This window comes from Acetobacterium sp., from assembly GCF_041752335.1.
Lineage (GTDB): Bacteria > Bacillota > Clostridia > Eubacteriales > Eubacteriaceae > Acetobacterium.
This window is the reverse complement of record NZ_JBGSHG010000089.1, coordinates 1-15,422: the sequence shown is the minus strand read 5'-3', so window position 1 is coordinate 15,422 and position 15,422 is coordinate 1. Positions and strand designations below refer to the sequence as shown.

16 protein-coding genes and 1 riboswitch are annotated in these 15,422 nt (G+C 44.3%); of the genes, 6 read left to right on the top strand and 10 right to left on the bottom strand.

All coding sequences use genetic code 11. The annotated features are described in order from the left end of the window. Positions 1 to 1,027 (top strand): phosphatidylserine/phosphatidylglycerophosphate/cardiolipin synthase family protein (locus ACEW8F_RS11540; RefSeq protein WP_373483618.1); only part of this gene is annotated, 1,027 nt, incomplete at its 5' end. A 149-nt stretch (positions 1,028 to 1,176) separates the two neighbouring features. Here ACEW8F_RS11540 and ACEW8F_RS11535 read toward each other — a convergent pair. From ACEW8F_RS11535 to ACEW8F_RS11500, 8 genes are all read right to left on the bottom strand, one after another. Continuing rightward, on the bottom strand, positions 1,177 to 2,217 hold the full coding sequence (locus ACEW8F_RS11535) for a PotD/PotF family extracellular solute-binding protein (RefSeq protein WP_373483617.1): 1,041 nt from the start codon (positions 2,215 to 2,217) through the stop codon (positions 1,177 to 1,179). A 14-nt stretch (positions 2,218 to 2,231) separates the two neighbouring features. Further along, complete coding sequence (locus ACEW8F_RS11530; RefSeq protein ID WP_373483616.1) at positions 2,232 to 3,011, bottom strand: ABC transporter permease; 780 nt, start codon at positions 3,009 to 3,011, stop codon at positions 2,232 to 2,234. Continuing rightward, entirely contained in the window at positions 3,008 to 3,853 is an 846-nt protein-coding gene (locus tag ACEW8F_RS11525; protein ID WP_373483615.1) for an ABC transporter permease, read from the bottom strand. The genes ACEW8F_RS11530 and ACEW8F_RS11525 overlap by 4 nt, the downstream gene beginning before the upstream one ends. Beyond that, positions 3,840 to 4,904: an ABC transporter ATP-binding protein gene (locus ACEW8F_RS11520; RefSeq protein WP_373483614.1), complete on the bottom strand. Its 1,065-nt coding sequence runs from the start codon at positions 4,902 to 4,904 to the stop codon at positions 3,840 to 3,842. The genes ACEW8F_RS11525 and ACEW8F_RS11520 overlap by 14 nt, the downstream gene beginning before the upstream one ends. Before the next feature lie 278 nt (positions 4,905 to 5,182). Further along, positions 5,183 to 6,250, bottom strand: coding sequence for an HD-GYP domain-containing protein (locus tag ACEW8F_RS11515; protein ID WP_373483613.1), 1,068 nt, complete (start codon positions 6,248 to 6,250; stop codon positions 5,183 to 5,185). A gap of 163 nt (positions 6,251 to 6,413) precedes the next feature. Next, a complete protein-coding gene (locus ACEW8F_RS11510) occupies positions 6,414 to 7,130 on the bottom strand; it encodes an ABC transporter ATP-binding protein (RefSeq protein WP_373483612.1) in 717 nt (238 codons plus the stop codon). Next, positions 7,114 to 7,821 carry an ABC transporter permease gene (locus ACEW8F_RS11505; protein WP_373483611.1) on the bottom strand — a complete coding sequence of 236 codons (708 nt, stop codon included), beginning with the start codon at positions 7,819 to 7,821 and terminating at the stop codon, positions 7,114 to 7,116. Before ACEW8F_RS11505 ends, ACEW8F_RS11510 begins: the two co-directional genes overlap by 17 nt. Before the next feature lie 59 nt (positions 7,822 to 7,880). Next, positions 7,881 to 8,738 carry a substrate-binding domain-containing protein gene (locus ACEW8F_RS11500; protein WP_373483610.1) on the bottom strand — a complete coding sequence of 286 codons (858 nt, stop codon included), beginning with the start codon at positions 8,736 to 8,738 and terminating at the stop codon, positions 7,881 to 7,883. Positions 8,739 to 8,841: 103 nt separating this feature from the next. Continuing rightward, positions 8,842 to 8,958, bottom strand: a riboswitch (molybdenum cofactor riboswitch). A 323-nt stretch (positions 8,959 to 9,281) separates the two neighbouring features. Here ACEW8F_RS11500 and ACEW8F_RS11495 point away from each other — a divergent pair. The 3 genes from ACEW8F_RS11495 to ACEW8F_RS11485 are packed head-to-tail and all read left to right on the top strand — an operon-like array spanning position 9,282 to position 12,388. Next, on the top strand, positions 9,282 to 9,521 hold the full coding sequence (locus ACEW8F_RS11495; protein ID WP_373483609.1) for a (2Fe-2S) ferredoxin domain-containing protein: 240 nt from the start codon (positions 9,282 to 9,284) through the stop codon (positions 9,519 to 9,521). Then, on the top strand, positions 9,522 to 11,225 hold the full coding sequence (locus ACEW8F_RS11490; protein WP_373483608.1) for a [Fe-Fe] hydrogenase large subunit C-terminal domain-containing protein: 1,704 nt from the start codon (positions 9,522 to 9,524) through the stop codon (positions 11,223 to 11,225). Beyond that, on the top strand, positions 11,225 to 12,388 hold the full coding sequence (locus ACEW8F_RS11485) for a PP2C family protein-serine/threonine phosphatase (protein WP_373483607.1): 1,164 nt from the start codon (positions 11,225 to 11,227) through the stop codon (positions 12,386 to 12,388). The genes ACEW8F_RS11490 and ACEW8F_RS11485 overlap by 1 nt, the downstream gene beginning before the upstream one ends. A gap of 147 nt (positions 12,389 to 12,535) precedes the next feature. Here ACEW8F_RS11485 and ACEW8F_RS11480 read toward each other — a convergent pair whose 3' ends face one another. Together ACEW8F_RS11480 and upp are read right to left on the bottom strand one after the other, a co-directional pair. Continuing rightward, positions 12,536 to 13,870, bottom strand: coding sequence for an APC family permease (locus ACEW8F_RS11480; protein ID WP_373483606.1), 1,335 nt, complete (start codon positions 13,868 to 13,870; stop codon positions 12,536 to 12,538). Between the two features lie 82 nt (positions 13,871 to 13,952). Further along, positions 13,953 to 14,582: a uracil phosphoribosyltransferase gene (gene upp / locus ACEW8F_RS11475; protein WP_304889128.1), complete on the bottom strand. Its 630-nt coding sequence runs from the start codon at positions 14,580 to 14,582 to the stop codon at positions 13,953 to 13,955. Between the two features lie 169 nt (positions 14,583 to 14,751). Between upp and ACEW8F_RS11470 the strand changes: the two genes are divergently transcribed. Both ACEW8F_RS11470 and ACEW8F_RS11465 read left to right on the top strand, forming a co-directional pair. After that, positions 14,752 to 15,000, top strand: a complete 249-nt coding sequence (locus tag ACEW8F_RS11470; RefSeq protein ID WP_373483605.1) for a glutaredoxin domain-containing protein — start codon at positions 14,752 to 14,754, stop codon at positions 14,998 to 15,000. A 12-nt stretch (positions 15,001 to 15,012) separates the two neighbouring features. After that, positions 15,013 to 15,234 (top strand): YdbC family protein, encoded by a 222-nt coding sequence (locus ACEW8F_RS11465; RefSeq protein WP_070372782.1) that lies wholly within the window; start codon positions 15,013 to 15,015, stop codon positions 15,232 to 15,234. Positions 15,235 to 15,422: the final 188 nt, after the last annotated feature.

The following is a 15,422-nucleotide window of genomic DNA, read 5'->3' as shown; positions in this document are numbered from 1 at the left end:
GGCTGAAAAATTCATATTTCTGGAGTACTTTATTATTACATCAGGAAAGATGTACGATCAATTAATGGCAGCCTTGTTTGCAAAAGCAGAAGCCGGGGTTGAAGTGAGGATGATGGTTGATGCCGGGGGAAGCATGACGACTATGCCAAAAGATTTCTTTAAAATCTGTGCTGACCATAATATTCGATGCGTTCCTTTTAACCCGCTGTCGGCATCACTTTACCGGTTTATCAGCTTTCGGGACCATCGCAAAATGACGATTGTGGATAGCAATGTAGCGGTTGCTGGTGGGATCAATATTGGTGATGAATACATCAATGAAATTGAAGTCCATGGTCATTGGAAGGATATGGCATTGCGAATTGAAGGTGACGCTGTTTACAGTATGACCGCCATGTTTCTCAATATGTGGGAATACGTCACAAAAGAACAAACGGAGTTGATGGATTATCGGGGAACTAAAGAACGACCCCAGTCCAATGAATTTGTGATGCCATTTTGTGATGGTCCCATGAACGTCAGGGAACCGATTGAAAATACTTACATGAATATTTTTGCCAATGCCAAACGATACATTTATATCACAACACCCTATCTCATCTTAGATACGGATCTGACAAATTGTATCCTACTGGCAGCAAGAAGCGGGGTTGATGTCCGAATTATCACCCCGGGAATACCAGATCAAAAAATCGTCTATGCAACAACCCGTTCATTTTATGGCACACTTTTAGCAGAAGGGGTGCGGATTTATGAGTACACACCGGGTTTCCTTCATGGCAAGGTGCTGGTTACCGATGATACAGTTGCTATTGTGGGATCAATCAACATGGATTATCGCAGTTTAACCTGGAATTATGAATATGGAACCTGGATTCATAATTCTCAAACAGTGATGGAGATCAAGGAAGATTTGTCAGGTATTATTGAAGTCAGTCGCGAGGTTTTGTACTCGGACTGGAAAAAGTCGTCGTTCATGAAAAAAGTCGGTCAAGCGATTTTAAGAATTACTGCGCCCTTGATGTAATTCGGTTTTGCTGCAAATAAAATGCGATGGAAGTTAAAAATTTGACTTCCATCGCATTTCTTTTTATGGCGGCATGAACGCAGTTTAGATATTAAAAAAAATTACTAAACAAACGTCAGATTCAATAATTTTACACTGGAAAAGTGGTGTCAGTTCGACACATTTATCTCGGTCCAGGCCCGGTTATAGATTTCCATGACGTCATTAGGCAGATCCTTGAAGATCTCGCTACGGGCCAGATCTTCCTTGCTGATGTTAAAACCGGCATTGGCTGACCAACTGGCATCAAGAAGAGCCAGAGCTGGGGTATTCGGCGAGGAATAACCCACATATTCAATATTTTTGGCGGCAATTTCTGGGGTCAACATGAAATTAATGAATTGTTCGGCCAGTTCCGGATTCTGGGCATTTTTGGGAATCACAAAATTATCATAAAAGGCATTGGAGCCTTCTTTGGGAACCGCAAAATCGAGATTATCGGTTTCACTCATGATAATCGCCGCATCGCCGGAGTAGACCACTGCCATGGCGGCGTCGCCGCTGGCCATCAGGCTTTTGACATTATCAGTGACATAGGCCATCACCAGTGGCTTCTGGGTAATCAGGGCATCCCGGGCAGCATTGATGTTGGCTTCGTTGGTTTCATTCATCGAGAAGCCCAGCCGCTTCAGAGAGACCCCCATGCTGTCGCGGATGCTGTCATACATTAAGATTTTAGATGCGTATTTATCATTCCAGAGAATATTCCAGCTGTCCACCGGATCGATGACCTGAGCGGTGTTATAAACAATCCCCAAAACCCCGTAGAAATAGGGCACCGAGTATTGATTACCAGGATCAAAGGCCAGATCTTGGGCCGCGGCATCGATGTTAGCCAGATTGGGGATATTGTCTTTGGTGATCGGCCGGAGCATGTCTTCGCTGATCAGCCGTTCAATCATATAATCGGAAGGTACCAGCACATCGTAGGTATCCGATGAATTCTTGACCTTGACATACATGTCTTCGTTGGAGGTAAAGGTTTCGTAATTGACCCGACAATTGTATTCTTCTTCAAACTGGGCGATGACCTCAGGATCCATATAGTCGCCCCAGTTATAAACGGTGAGCTCGGCCCGATCATCAGACCCGCAGCCACCGGCCAGAAATGGCAGACACAGTAACGACAAAATTAATACGATTTTTTTCATTGCATTCTCCTTTGTTATTGGATATGTTTAATCCCTTTTTCACTGCGGATGTTGATCAGGATCAATAAGACCATGATACACCCGAACATGATGGTTGACAAGGCGTTGATTTTGGGGTTGATGCCAGCCTTGGCCATCGAGTAGATGGTGATGGACAGGTTGCTGACGCCGTTGCCGGCGGTAAAGAAGCTGATTACGAAATCATCAATGGACAGGGTAAAGGCAATCAGGGCGCCAGAGGTGACACCGGGCAGTATTTCCGGGAACAGCACCTTCCAGAAAGCCTGCCGGGGCGTAGCACCCAGATCCAGGGCGGCCTCAAAAATATTTTCCGGCAGCCGGTTAAATCGGGGCAGTACCGCCAAAATCACATAGGGGATACAAAAGGTGATGTGGGCGATAATAATGGTGGTTAGACCCATTTTCAGGCCGGCAAAAATAAACAGTGACATCAGGGTGATCCCCATGACGATATCCGGAACCAGAACCGGGATGTTATTTAATAACAGATAGGGTCGTTTCAGTTTGGATCGCATCCGGTAAATACCCAGCGCCGAGATGGTCCCCACAATGGTGGAAACAGTGGTGGCCACCGCGGCGATAATCAGGGTATAGTACAAGGCCTGCAGGATATAGCGATCCTGAAAAAGCATCACATACCATTTAAGGGTAAAGCCGGCCCAGGGTCCCATAATTTTTGAATCATTAAACGAATAAACAATCAGGACCAAAATCGGTGCGTATAAAAACAGTAGGATCAGCCCAAAGGCCAGGGTTTTAAAAATCTTTTTCATAGCAGCTGACCTCCGGTATCAAGTTCTTTCCCGGTGATCAGACGGGCGATGCCGAGAACCAGAAAGATAATCGTCATCAGGACCATCGAAATAGCCGAGCCGAAGTTCCAGTTGTTGAGGGTTAAAAACTGCTGCTCAATCAGATTTCCGATGAGCATATATTTTCCGCCGCCTAACAGGTTGGAAATAACAAAGGTACTCACCGCTGGCATAAAGACCATCATACAGCCGGAGACGATACCGGGAAGACTGAGGGGCAGCTTGATTTTTACGAACATCTGGAAATGGTTGGCGCCCAGATCGGTGGCGGCCCGTAACAAATCTGGATCGATTTTTTTCAGAGAGGTGTAAATGGGTAACAGCATATAGGGAAAAAAGTTATAAACCATCCCCAGAATAACAGCGGATTGGGTATATAGCAGGGAAACATCCCGGAAGCCCAACAGGCCCAGAAATTGCGAGATCAGACCGCTGCCGCTGAGCAGCACCATCCAGGCGTAGGTTCGCAGCAGGAAATTGACCCACATCGGGATGATCAGCAGCACGATCATCAGATTCTGGCGATGCCCGGGCAGGGATACGATCAGATTTCCCAGCGGATAGGCAATGATAAAACAAATCAGGGTGGCGATGACGGCATATAAAAACGAGCGGTACAGAAGCTCCAGGTACACCGGGTCCATAAACTCTTGATAGTTGTTTAAGGTAAAGGTGTAGACCCCGGCTTTAAAATCCGGGTTGGATAAAAAGCTGAACCAGACCACTACCAGCAGCGGAACGGCAATAAAAATAAGCATCCATAGACCATAGGGATAGGCAATATATTCTTTAAATGATTTCATGGTCTATTTCCTTTTTCATAATATGAATATTGTTGGGGTCAACCTGGATGCTGATCTGGTCGCCGGCGAAAAACTCCCGGGTGGTATGAATCAGCCAGTTGATGCCCTTGCAGTTCATGACGATTTCATAGTGCATACCCAGAAAGGTCACTGATTCAATGAAGCCATCCAGTAATCCGGCACCGGAGGGAAGAATTTCGATGTCCTCGGGCCGGATCACGGTGAGTACCGCTTCGTTTTCTTCAAACCCTTTGTCAACGCAGGGAAACTCGACATCCTGAAGCTTGACCAGACAGTCTTTGAGCATAATCGAAGTAAGAATATTGCTTTCACCAATAAAATCTGCGGCAAAGGCGTTGCGGGGTTCGTTGTATATATCCACCGGCGATCCGATCTGCTGGATCCGGCCACGGTTCATAATGATGATGGTATCGGACATGGTCATCGCTTCTTCCTGGTCGTGGGTGACGTAAATAAAGGTGATGCCGGTTTTTTTCTGGAGATTTTTCAGTTCCAGCTGCATATTTTTACGAAGCTTGAGATCCAGAGCACCCAGGGGTTCGTCCAGTAGCAGCACCTGGGGATGATTGACCAGGGCTCGGGCAATCGCGACCCGCTGCTGTTCGCCGCCGCTTAAGGAATTGACATCCCGCTGTTCCTGACCCTGGAGATTAACCATCCGCAGCATTTCCTGAACCAGGCTTTCTATTTCGTCCTTGGATTTTTTTTGAATTTTCAACCCAAAGGCAACGTTATCATAAACATTTAAATGGGGAAACAGGGCATACTTTTGAAAAACGGTATTAATGGGCCGTTTGTTGGCCGGAATATTGAGCAGTGTCTTGCCTTCAAACAGAATATCGCCGCCATCCGGGGTTTCAAAACCGCCGATCATCCGTAACAGGGTAGTTTTTCCGCAGCCGCTGGGGCCGAGAATGGTCAGGAATTCATTGGCGCGAATGTGAAAATTAATTTCATCGATAATGGTTTTGTCCCCATAGCATTTAACCAGGTTTTTAACTTGAATAATCTTTTCCGTGTTTTTTTTCAATTCATAAATCCTCCGTCTGTATCGATATGATAAATTTAAGCAAAAAAATCCCCAGGCTTTCCCCAGGGTTGATTAAGCGGTTCGTTGCTTCTTGATATGCGCTATTACAATTAAGTTAATTCTAACATGTAATCGATCAGATGGCAATGAAATTAGGTTTGCGAACCAGGATTTTTAAATTGAATAAAAGCAGAGTGCTGCTCCATTTTCGGGAACAACACTCGAGCAGAATTTTTACTATTTTCAGGCAGTTAACATCGGCCTGGTACATTGCGCATTTATAAGATACTGGTAACGGTAATATTCAGGAAAGCCCGGTCACTGAGATTGAGCTCAAACGGCGTAACATCTTCCCCGTCTTTTTTAAAAATCCGAACCCGGGGGCGCATCGAGAAGCTTTCGTAGTTTTCAATGATAATTCCGGTTAACCGGTTGCTCAGTTCCACACAGGTACCAATCGGGTAGGGGGCGATCTTGCGGATGAAGATGTTCACCAGATCGGGATCAAAAAGGATATGAGATGAACCCATAATATATTCGATGACTTCTGAGGGGATGATGGCTTTGCGGTAGGGGCGGTCAGAAGTCATAGCATCGTAAACATCGGCAATTGCGATGATTCGCCCAAACAGGGAAATCTTTTCTTCTTTCAAATTGTTGGGGTAACCGCCGCCGCTGTATTTCTCGTGGTGGTCTAAAATCCCGATTCGGGCAGACATACTGATATGCGACACTTTTTTGATGTAATCATAGCCCAGGGTGGAATGGTTTTGCATTTCACAGGATTCATCATCAGAGAGAACTCCTGCTTTGCAGAGAATATCCTTTTTAACAAAAACCTTTCCGATATCATGGAGAATGGCGCCAATGCCCAGATCACATAGTTGTTCCCGACTTAAACCCAGAGCCGTCCCCAGCACAATGGAAAGAACCGCCACATTGACCGAATGGAAATAGGTATAGTCATCAAAAACCTTTAAATCCACCATGTTGATAACCATGCTGCTGTTTTTAAGTATTTCATCAACAATGTTCTCGATTTGTTTTTGCATGTCATTGAAGGTATTCTTTTTTAACGATCCTTTATTTTCGGTGGTAATAAAGACATCCTTAACACATTTGACGGTTTCAGCCCGGACCCGGTCGTTGATAATATTTATGATTTGGATATCTTTGGTCAGATCATCTTCAACATATATGCCATTATAATTCAATTTTTTTATTCGTTCGATGTAATCCTCAGTGAGAACAGTATCTTTGGCAAGAATCAACTCGCCCCGTTCACCCCAAAGATTATTTCCTAACATCATTCCTTCACGCAGGCAAAATGTTGGTACATATCTCATGGTTTTCCTCCCAATATAATGACCCCTTATAAAGTCTGGACTAAGTAATAATTATAACTATAAGACCCCTGTTTGTGCAATCAAAATTTCCTGGCAACCATGAAAAAGATGGTTATGAAAAAGAAAATTAAGTTTGTATGAGTTTAGTTATGACAATAAAACCTTAAAATCGATTGAATGAGATAAATTCATCGATGGTCGGATCGGTGGATACCATGATTTTTTCTGGTGTATCTGAAAACAGGCAGGATCCCTGATCCAGAAAAGTCAGGTGGTTGCAGATCCGGAAGGCCTGGCTGAGATTATGGGTAATGATGATAATGGACAGGCCTTGTTCACGATTTCGCTTTTTTAGAGCCGCTTCTATAATCTGGATGCTTTTAGGATCGATATTTGCCGTGGGCTCATCTAAAAAAAGAACCTTGGGGGAAAATGACAGGGCCCGGGCCAGGGCTGTTTTCTGAGATTCACCACCGGAAAGATGTCGGGCACTCTGATTCTTGATATCGTCGATTTCGAACTCTTCCAGCAGTTGCGATACCAGCTGATGGATCTCGTCTTTTTCACGTTTGCGGATTTTTAACGGATAGGCAATATTTTCATAAACGGATCGGGAAAAGAGGGTGGGAGTGTGGTTGGAATAAGTCATTTTGGATCGGATGTCCTGACCTAGGGGCTGGCCACTATAAAGTACATCGCCGCCGGTAGGCAGGATGAGGCCGGCCATTATTTTCATCAGAGTCGTTTTTCCGGAACCGTTGGGACCGATAATGCCATGGATTTTACCGGATTCAAAAAAAAGATCGCGGTAGTCACCGTTCAGATTGAGTACGGTTTTTTCGTTGTAGGTTTTAACGATATTTTTAGTCTCGATATTCATTATGATCCCCTATGATAAAATGGTATAAAATTGAATTGGTAATGAATGAAATGGTCATCAGGATCAGTCCCATGGCAATGGAGACGCTGTATTGACCCATGTTATTATTCATGGCGATAAAGGTGGTCATTACCCGGGTGAATCCCCGGATATTGCCGCCGACAATCATGACGGCACCGACTTCCGAAATGGCCCGACCAAAACCGGTGACCAGAGCGATCATAATGACACCTTTTAATTCCAGAACCAATAAGATGAGAATATTCCACCCCTGGGCTCCTAAGGTTCTCCCGGTTTGCACCACCTCATAACCGCTGGAACTGGCATGATTAAAGACAATGCCCATAATAACCGGTGTTACCAGAATGGTTTGAGCAATGATCATGGCGGCGGGGGTATACATCAGCTGAAACTGACCGAAAGGTCCGGAACGGGCTAAAAAGAGGGCGGTGAACAAACCGATGATAACCGGGGGAAATGACATAAAGGTGTATAGAAAACGGGAAACTACTTTTTTGCCCTTAAAATTGTTGACTCCCAGCAGCAGGCCAAGGGGAACCCCAATCAGGGTGCCATAAAGGGTGGACGAAAAAGAGACAAAAAGCGATAATAAAACAATTTGTATGATTTCGGGGTCAAAGGAAAAAATGAGGTTAAAGGCCTCAACAAAACCATTGAGTATGTAATCCATTGATTTCTCCATAATGAGATCCTGGAAGAAGACGTTTCTTCCAGGATCCCGGTTGAGTTTTATTTTTGTACGGCATTGGGGGTAAATAGCGGATCCCCGTTAATTTCGTATGAACCGATCAGTTCCTGGGTATCAGGTGAAATAATCCAATCCACAAAAGCCTGGGCGCCTTCAGCATTGATTTGATCATTGATGGTTGGCGACACGGCAATAACCCCGTAAGGATTACTCAGCATGGCATCGCCTTCACAGACAATTTCGAGGTTGGACATGGTATCTTTCATGTTGGCGTAGGTAGCCCGGTCAGCCAGGGTGTAGCCAAGCTTTTCGTTGGTAACCGTCAGGGTTTCGCCCATCCCGGTTCCAGTTTTTAAATACCAGTCCCCGGCGGGGGCAATGTTGGCGTCTTTCCAGATCGCCAGTTCCTTGGTGTGGGTGCCGGATTTATCATCACGGGAGACAAAGGTTGACGGAACTGCGGCAATGGCAGTAAATGCTTTAGCAGCATCAGCAGCTGCGCTTGTTTTTACCTTGGCCGGATCTTCTTTGGGGCCCAGCACCACAAAATCGTTGTACATAACATCAAAACGTTCTACCCCATAACCATCGGTTATGAACTGATCTTCCTGAGATCGGGCATGGACCAGAAGCACATCGGCTTCTCCAGCTTTTCCCATTTCCATGGCTTTGCCGGTTCCCACGGCGACAACTTTAACGGCGATCCCGGTTTGAGCTTCGAAATCTGGCAAAATCACTTCCAGCAAACCGCTATCCTGGGTGCTGGTGGTCGTGGCAAGAATGATCTCCCCATTGGAACCGGGCTCTAAATCTTTCTTTGCCGGGGTACAACCCATGGCACTGAGGGCAAGGGTGCAGATAAATAACACAATGACCAATACTGACAATTTTTTTTTCATTTTCTTCCTCCTAAAATAATAGATTAAAGAGAAAACTCTTTAATAACATTGTAGTGAGGCGATTCAAAAAAACAAAATGACTGCTCAAAAAACAGTCAGAAAATTCTATGAATTCCACCATCCTTTACACATTGGAAAGCACAGTCATTTCTAACTATACTCTATCGATTGAAAAACCATAGAAAACCGTAGGTTCATCAATTCGGATTGTATTGTTCTCATCAAGAAAACGTTATTCAATTATTTTGATTTTAGCAAAGATTATCGGCTTCGTCAAGGTTGAAGCCTGATTAGCTCATGAATCTCCAGATATTTGAATAAAATTCAGTTTGAATGAAAATTGGCGGAGAAAAAATATCCGTAACAGCTGGGAAAACCGGAGATTTTGGATAAATTATGAACGTTTTTTTATCCTTATTTTATTACACTTTTATTTTATGCCTTTTACCATGACATTTTTGCCCAACCGTTGACAGACAAAAAATCTGATGATACCATGAACCAATCAGATTTATTTAGAATATTTTTAAAAAGGAAAATGTGATGAAGACAATAAGAATATGTGTTGGCAGTTCGTGTCATGTAAATGGATCGTATAAGGTGGTTAAAGCCTTAAATCAGCTCATTGATCAGCGGGAATTAGGGGATGAGGTTGAACTGGTGGGGTCCTTTTGTATGGGGAAATGCACGGAGGGTGTGGCCGTGGAATGTGACGACATCATCTATGCCGTTTCAGTGGAAAATGTTGAAGAAATCTTCGAGAAAATTTTGGGGGGAAAATAATTGAGTATTATCAATTTTTCAAAAGATAAATGTCGTAATTGTTATAAGTGTATTCGGAATTGTCCGGTAAAAGCTATTAAACTGAAGGACAAACACGCCCAGATTATTCAGTCCATGTGTATTGGCTGCGGGGTCTGTATTGCAACCTGTCCTCACAACGCCAAAGAAATTCACAGTGATGTCAAAACCATTAAGGAATGGCTGAAAACAGAAAATGTGGTCTTGAGTTTATCAGCAGTATTCCCGACCGCTTATTATCTGGAACATCCCCGACAATACCTGGGGATTCTTCGGGAACTGGGATTTACCATTATTGAGGAAACCTCCATCGGCGCCGAGGTGGTGGCCAAAGCCTACGCCGAAGAGTACCGCAGCGACAAAAAGTTTGTTATTTCGTCATCCTGCGCGGCCATTAAAAATCTGATCGAAATTTATTATCCACAGTACTTATGGGCCCTGAGCCGCCAGGTGTCGCCGATGATTGCCCATGGTAAGATTCTCCGGGGAAAATATCCGGATGCCAAAATTGTCTATGCGGGTTCCTGCCTGGCTAAAAAAATGGAAGTTCATGATAAAGATGTGCGTGGTATCATCGATGGAGTCTTGACCTTTGACGAAATCGATGCCTGGATCAAAGAGGAGCAGATCGTTCCCAGTAAAATGCCAATGGAAGAATTTAATGCCATTGGCACCAATACCGGACGGCTGTATCCCATTACCGGAGGTCTAGCCAAAAACAGCGTTGAAAATCTGGACGGCAGCCGTAAAATTCTCCGCATCGACGGGGTCAAGGATTGCATGGCGTTTTTGGATGAAATTCACCAGCTGGACAAGAAATACTGGATTGAAATGAATGCCTGTGAAGAGGGCTGTGTCAACGGCCCTGGAAATCTTCACAGTCCCTTGTCTAAATATGAAAAGGTGGAAATGCTTCAGACTTATATCGATCTTAACAGCAAGAAGGATCCATCGGCCGATATGCCTCTAATCGATACTAAACGTTCCTTCCGTAAACGGCCGGTGCATCATCTGGGCGAAGTGCCTGAGAAAGAACTGGAAAAGATCTTAAACCAGATGTCCAAATTTACTGAGCGGGATGAGCTCAATTGCGGGACCTGCGGCTACGAAACGTGTCGCGATAAAGCCAGAGCAGTTTACTGGAATATGGCGGAAATGGATATGTGCCTACCGCTGATCACCAGTAAAACCGAAGCCATTTCTAATCTGATTATTACCACTACTCCCAATGCTATTGCCGTGCTGGACAAAAAATTCCGGATCATTGAGTTTAATGCCGCTGCCGAACGCCTCTTTAATATGAAAAAGGAAGACGTGATGCGTTATAGTTTTGTCGATGCCCTCGATTATAACCCCTTCCGAAAACTGGATCATGACCGGGGGAATACCTATACCGGAAAAGGTCATTATGAAAAAGAAAACCGGACCTTTATGGAAATCTTAACCTATATTCCAGAACAGGAATTATATATGGGGATTTTTATCGATATCACCAGGCAGGAAAAACAGGAGCAGGACATGCTGAATATCCAAGAAGAAACCCTAAAAATGGCCCAACGGGTTATTGATAAGCAAATGCGGGTTGCTCATGAAATCGCCGGATTGTTGGGTGAAACCACAGCTGAAACCAAGGTGACGCTGACCAAGCTCCAGAAAGTCGTGACCAGTCGGGAGGTTGAACTTTAATGCCTTTATTTATGGATATTGCCAGCGATAGTGTCAACAAGGTTCATGAAGAACTTTGCGGCGATAATGTGGAAGTGCGAATTAATGATGAAAGCGTCATTGTGGTGCTGGCTGATGGCATGGGCAGCGGGGTCAAAGCTAATATCCTGGCAACCCTGACCTCCACCATTGCGGCCACCATGCTGGAAGAAAAAATGGGGATCATGGATGTGCTGGAGACTCTCGAAGCGACCCTGCCAAAATGCAGTGTCCGTCATATGGCCTATTCCACCTTTACCATTGTTCAGGTTTTTAGGAACCGAAAGGCTTATATTCTGGAATTTGATAACCCACCGCTGGTGTTTATCCGGGATGGTGAGATTATCGAGCTGGAGCGAAAGGAAATCGAATTTCAGGGGAAATCTGTGTATGAGACCACCATGGAAATTGAAAAAGGTGACATTATGGCTTTTTTCAGTGATGGTGTGATTCACGCGGGGATCGGAAATTTTTTGAACTTTGGATGGCAATGGGAAGAAGCCTCGGATTACATCTTGGCCCGATCCTATGAGAAAAAAAAGGCCAAGGATATTTCAAAAGCACTGGTGGATACCTGTTATAATTTATATGGGGAAGAACCCGGGGATGATACCACCGTGGCCGTGATCAAGGTGGAAGAACGAAAATATGTTACCATGTTTTCCGGTCCGCCGCTGGATCAGGAAAAGGATGCTGAGATTAAACGGCTGCTGGAACGGGCCCGGGGCAAGAAAATTGTCTGCGGCGGGACGGCGGCAAACATTGTCGCCCGAGAATTCGGTGAAGAAGTTAAGGTTGATTTCTCGACCATGTCGGACCGAGTACCACCTATTGCCACCATCAAAGGTATTGATCTGGTGACCGAAGGAGTTCTGACGATGCAGGAAACCATTCGTTTATGTGATGATTATATCAATAACCGTTGCGGTCGGGAAGTTTTCCAATTAAAAAATGGTGCTTCCATGCTGGCTAATATGCTGATTAATGAAGCCACCACTATTGATCTGATCATGGGGAATTCCATTAATCCGGCCCATCAGAACCCGGATTTTCCGGAAGAACTCACTACCAAATGGCGGGTGACCCAGAAACTCATTGATATGCTACGTTATTTCAATAAGGAAGTTAACATCATTTATGTTTGATTTACATTAATAATCCAGGCAAAAAAGAGAAGCGGAACACCCCGGTGAGGGTGTTCCGCTTCTAAGTATATGCTTTGAGGAGAAAAGCTATATTAATTATATACCCAAGTTATTTTATTTAACACAGATATTAAAAAAATATTTTTTTTATTTTTGTTTTTTTAAGACGTTAAATTGGTAGTAGGCGTATCCCGCGCCAAAAACAATGGCGCAAATAGCAAAATAGACTCCGAATAGGGGATTTTGGATACCGCCGGAGAAAATAATCAGGGAACCGATGCTTGCCAGAATAGGACAGATCAGACCTCTGAAAACGCTTTTAATTTCTTTCTTTTTCCACAAAGCAAAAACCTTGTAATATAGGCCAAGATACAGAAGATAACTGGTAACAATGGCGATTTCCGAAATATCGGAATTGGGAAACAGGGTATATTTCTGGGAAAAATAATGAATGGTCAGCCAGAAACCGACTATCAAAAGAGCAAAAAGGGCTGAATTCACCGGGGAATCAAACCGTAATGAGATCTTAGTCATTGCCTTAGATTTGGGGATCATCTGATCCAGTGCTAAAGCATAGGGCATCCGAATCATGGCCATGACCAGGCCATTAAGGGTTCCCAAAACTGAGATAAAGACAAATAACATCAATATTTTTGCGCCGCTGGGACCGAAAATCATATTGGCCGCAAAATCAAGATGGGCATCTCCGGCGTTCATAATTTCAGTGGGACCGACCAGATTGGAAATCCCGACAAAATAAATAATGTAAAGAACCAGAATAATCAGTGGACTGATAACCAGAGCCAGCGGCAGATTCCGTTTGCTGTTTTTGATCTCGTATGCCACCGAGGTGGAAATAATCCATCCATCAAAAGAAAAAGCAATCGGTGCAATGGCGGCGATCCAGCCAGTTGAGCCGATTGCTGAAATTGCCGTGCTGGTGAAATGCTCCCCGGTGCCGCCAAACAGCAGGCCGGCAAAACCGATGATCATCAGAGGAATCAGTTTTATGACCATGGCGGCACTTTGAAAATGACCACCGATTTTGGCTGAAAAAATATTGGTGGCATAAAGCACCAAAAAACAACCGATCCCCGCCACTATCTGAATTTCCAGAGTTTGTTCAACATTAAAGAGGATACAGAAGTAGATGCCGGAAACCCAGGCCAAAATAGCAGTAATGGTAGGTAAATAGATAAAGGTCTGAAACCATCCATAAGCTGAACCCATACTGGGGCTGATAAATTCCTTGGCATATGAAAGAACTCCGCCGGGACGGTCCGTTCTGGCAGCCAGCTCGGCGATGGTCAAACAGCCAAAGACAATGCTGATGGCTGCAATAACAAAGACTAGAATACCTAATACGACACTTCCGCCGGTGGCGACAAGGATATTATCGCTTTTGAAAAAAATACCTGAACCAATAACGACGCCAACAATCAGAGCGATGGCGGTAAATAAATTGTATCGTGACTGTTGCATGGCAACCTCCGGGGTTTGGATTTCGGGCACATCAGAAAGGAGCTGATACTAGTTCTGTTTGCCTGAAAATTAATTTTAGAATTTATTTTGTACCAAAAAGTCGGTCGCCAGCATCCCCTAAGCCAGGCACAATGTAAGCGTGATCGTTTAAGTGATCATCAATGGCGGCACAAAAAATAGGGATCTCGGGATAAGCGGTGGTGACCGCTTTAATGCCTTCTGGACAGGCCAGAATATGAACCACCTTGATATTGGGGCAATTGGCTTCCTTTAAAAGGCGAATGGTATGAATCACCGAAACACCAGTGGCCAGCATTGGATCCACAATAATTGCTTCTCTTTCGGCGATGTCAGAAGGCAGTTTTTTGTAGTATTCCACAGCCTGAAGGGTTTCCGGATCCCGGTATAATCCGATATGACCGATTTTGGCTTTGGGGATAATATTGGTGAAGCCTTCCACCATTCCCAAACCTGCCCGCAGGATAGGGACAATGACCACATCTTTTTCGGCCAGAACTTTTTGGGTGGTTTTACAGATGGGGGTTTCGATCTCAATTTCTTTGAGTGGAAAATGTTTGGTAACCTCCCAGGCCATCAGGCTGGACAGTTCCTTCACCAATTCCCGGAACTCCCGGGAAGGGGTTTCCATCTTCCGAAGGTGGGTCAGTTTGTGCATGACAAGTGGATGATCCACAATGGTTACATTTTGCATGGGTAATCTCCTTTTATTGTTATTAGATTAATAATACGATAATTGACTGAATAATTCTACAATTATTTAAGAATTATTTGTTGACACGTGGGAAATAAGGGTTAAAATGAAATAATACGATTAAATTTAAGAGATGAAGAAATTTTAAAAAAGGAAGGTGACCTGAAAAATGAAAGAAATTAAATTATATAGTTGGTCCCACTGTCCATACTGTCGAGCCGCAAAAAAGCTTCTTGATGACAGGGGATTGAAGTATACGGAAATTGATATTTACAATGATGCGCAGACCCGTCGCCAATTGCAGAATCAGACAGGTCATTATACAGTGCCTTTTGTCTTTATTGGGGAGACATTTGTTGGCGGTTTTTCGGAACTTAAAGAAATTGAGTTTAACGGTAAACTCGATGATTTAATATAAAGTGAGGTTAAGATGGCAGCAATAACATTTAAGGTTGTAGAAGAAATCGGTGTTCTCAGCGAATTACCCAGCGGATGGCAGAAAGAACTGAATCTGGTGAGCTGGAATGAACGGGATCCCAAATATGATATTCGGGATTGGAATGCTGATCACGAAAAAATGCGCAAGGGAATCACATTGACCGCCGACGAGCTGGTCCAACTGCGTGATATCTTAAACGGTATGGAACTTTAGTAAAAGATACAGAAAAAAGCGTATCTCACCAGATGGGGAGATACGCTTTTTTTATGGTGCGCCCGGCATGGGCGCAATCTAACGGGTGAAAGTCCCGAGCACGGGTAGGTAGTGCCAAGTGCATAGCTTAAGGCAAGGGTGTCCCCGGCGACGGGGAATCTGAAGGAAGCCGGCGGCAAACTTCCGGT

Bases quoted from the DNA above. Each gene is read 5' to 3' on its own strand.
- ACEW8F_RS11525 (WP_373483615.1), bottom strand. From the start codon at position 3,853: ATGAAATCATTTAAAGAATATATTGCCTATCCCTATGGTCTATGGATG.
- ACEW8F_RS11515 (WP_373483613.1), bottom strand. From the start codon at position 6,250: ATGAGATATGTACCAACATTTTGCCTGCGTGAAGGAATGATGTTAGGA.
- ACEW8F_RS11530 (WP_373483616.1), bottom strand. From the start codon at position 3,011: ATGAAAAAGATTTTTAAAACCCTGGCCTTTGGGCTGATCCTACTGTTT.
- ACEW8F_RS11480 (WP_373483606.1), bottom strand. From the start codon at position 13,870: ATGCAACAGTCACGATACAATTTATTTACCGCCATCGCTCTGATTGTT.
- ACEW8F_RS11510 (WP_373483612.1), bottom strand. From the start codon at position 7,130: ATGAATATCGAGACTAAAAATATCGTTAAAACCTACAACGAAAAAACC.
- ACEW8F_RS11505 (WP_373483611.1), bottom strand. From the start codon at position 7,821: ATGGATTACATACTCAATGGTTTTGTTGAGGCCTTTAACCTCATTTTT.
- ACEW8F_RS11465 (WP_070372782.1), top strand. From the start codon at position 15,013: ATGGCAGCAATAACATTTAAGGTTGTAGAAGAAATCGGTGTTCTCAGC.
- ACEW8F_RS11500 (WP_373483610.1), bottom strand. From the start codon at position 8,738: ATGAAAAAAAAATTGTCAGTATTGGTCATTGTGTTATTTATCTGCACC.
- upp (WP_304889128.1), bottom strand. From the start codon at position 14,582: ATGCAAAATGTAACCATTGTGGATCATCCACTTGTCATGCACAAACTG.
- ACEW8F_RS11535 (WP_373483617.1), bottom strand. From the start codon at position 2,217: ATGAAAAAAATCGTATTAATTTTGTCGTTACTGTGTCTGCCATTTCTG.
- ACEW8F_RS11470 (WP_373483605.1), top strand. From the start codon at position 14,752: ATGAAAGAAATTAAATTATATAGTTGGTCCCACTGTCCATACTGTCGA.
- ACEW8F_RS11495 (WP_373483609.1), top strand. From the start codon at position 9,282: ATGAAGACAATAAGAATATGTGTTGGCAGTTCGTGTCATGTAAATGGA.
- ACEW8F_RS11485 (WP_373483607.1), top strand. From the start codon at position 11,225: ATGCCTTTATTTATGGATATTGCCAGCGATAGTGTCAACAAGGTTCAT.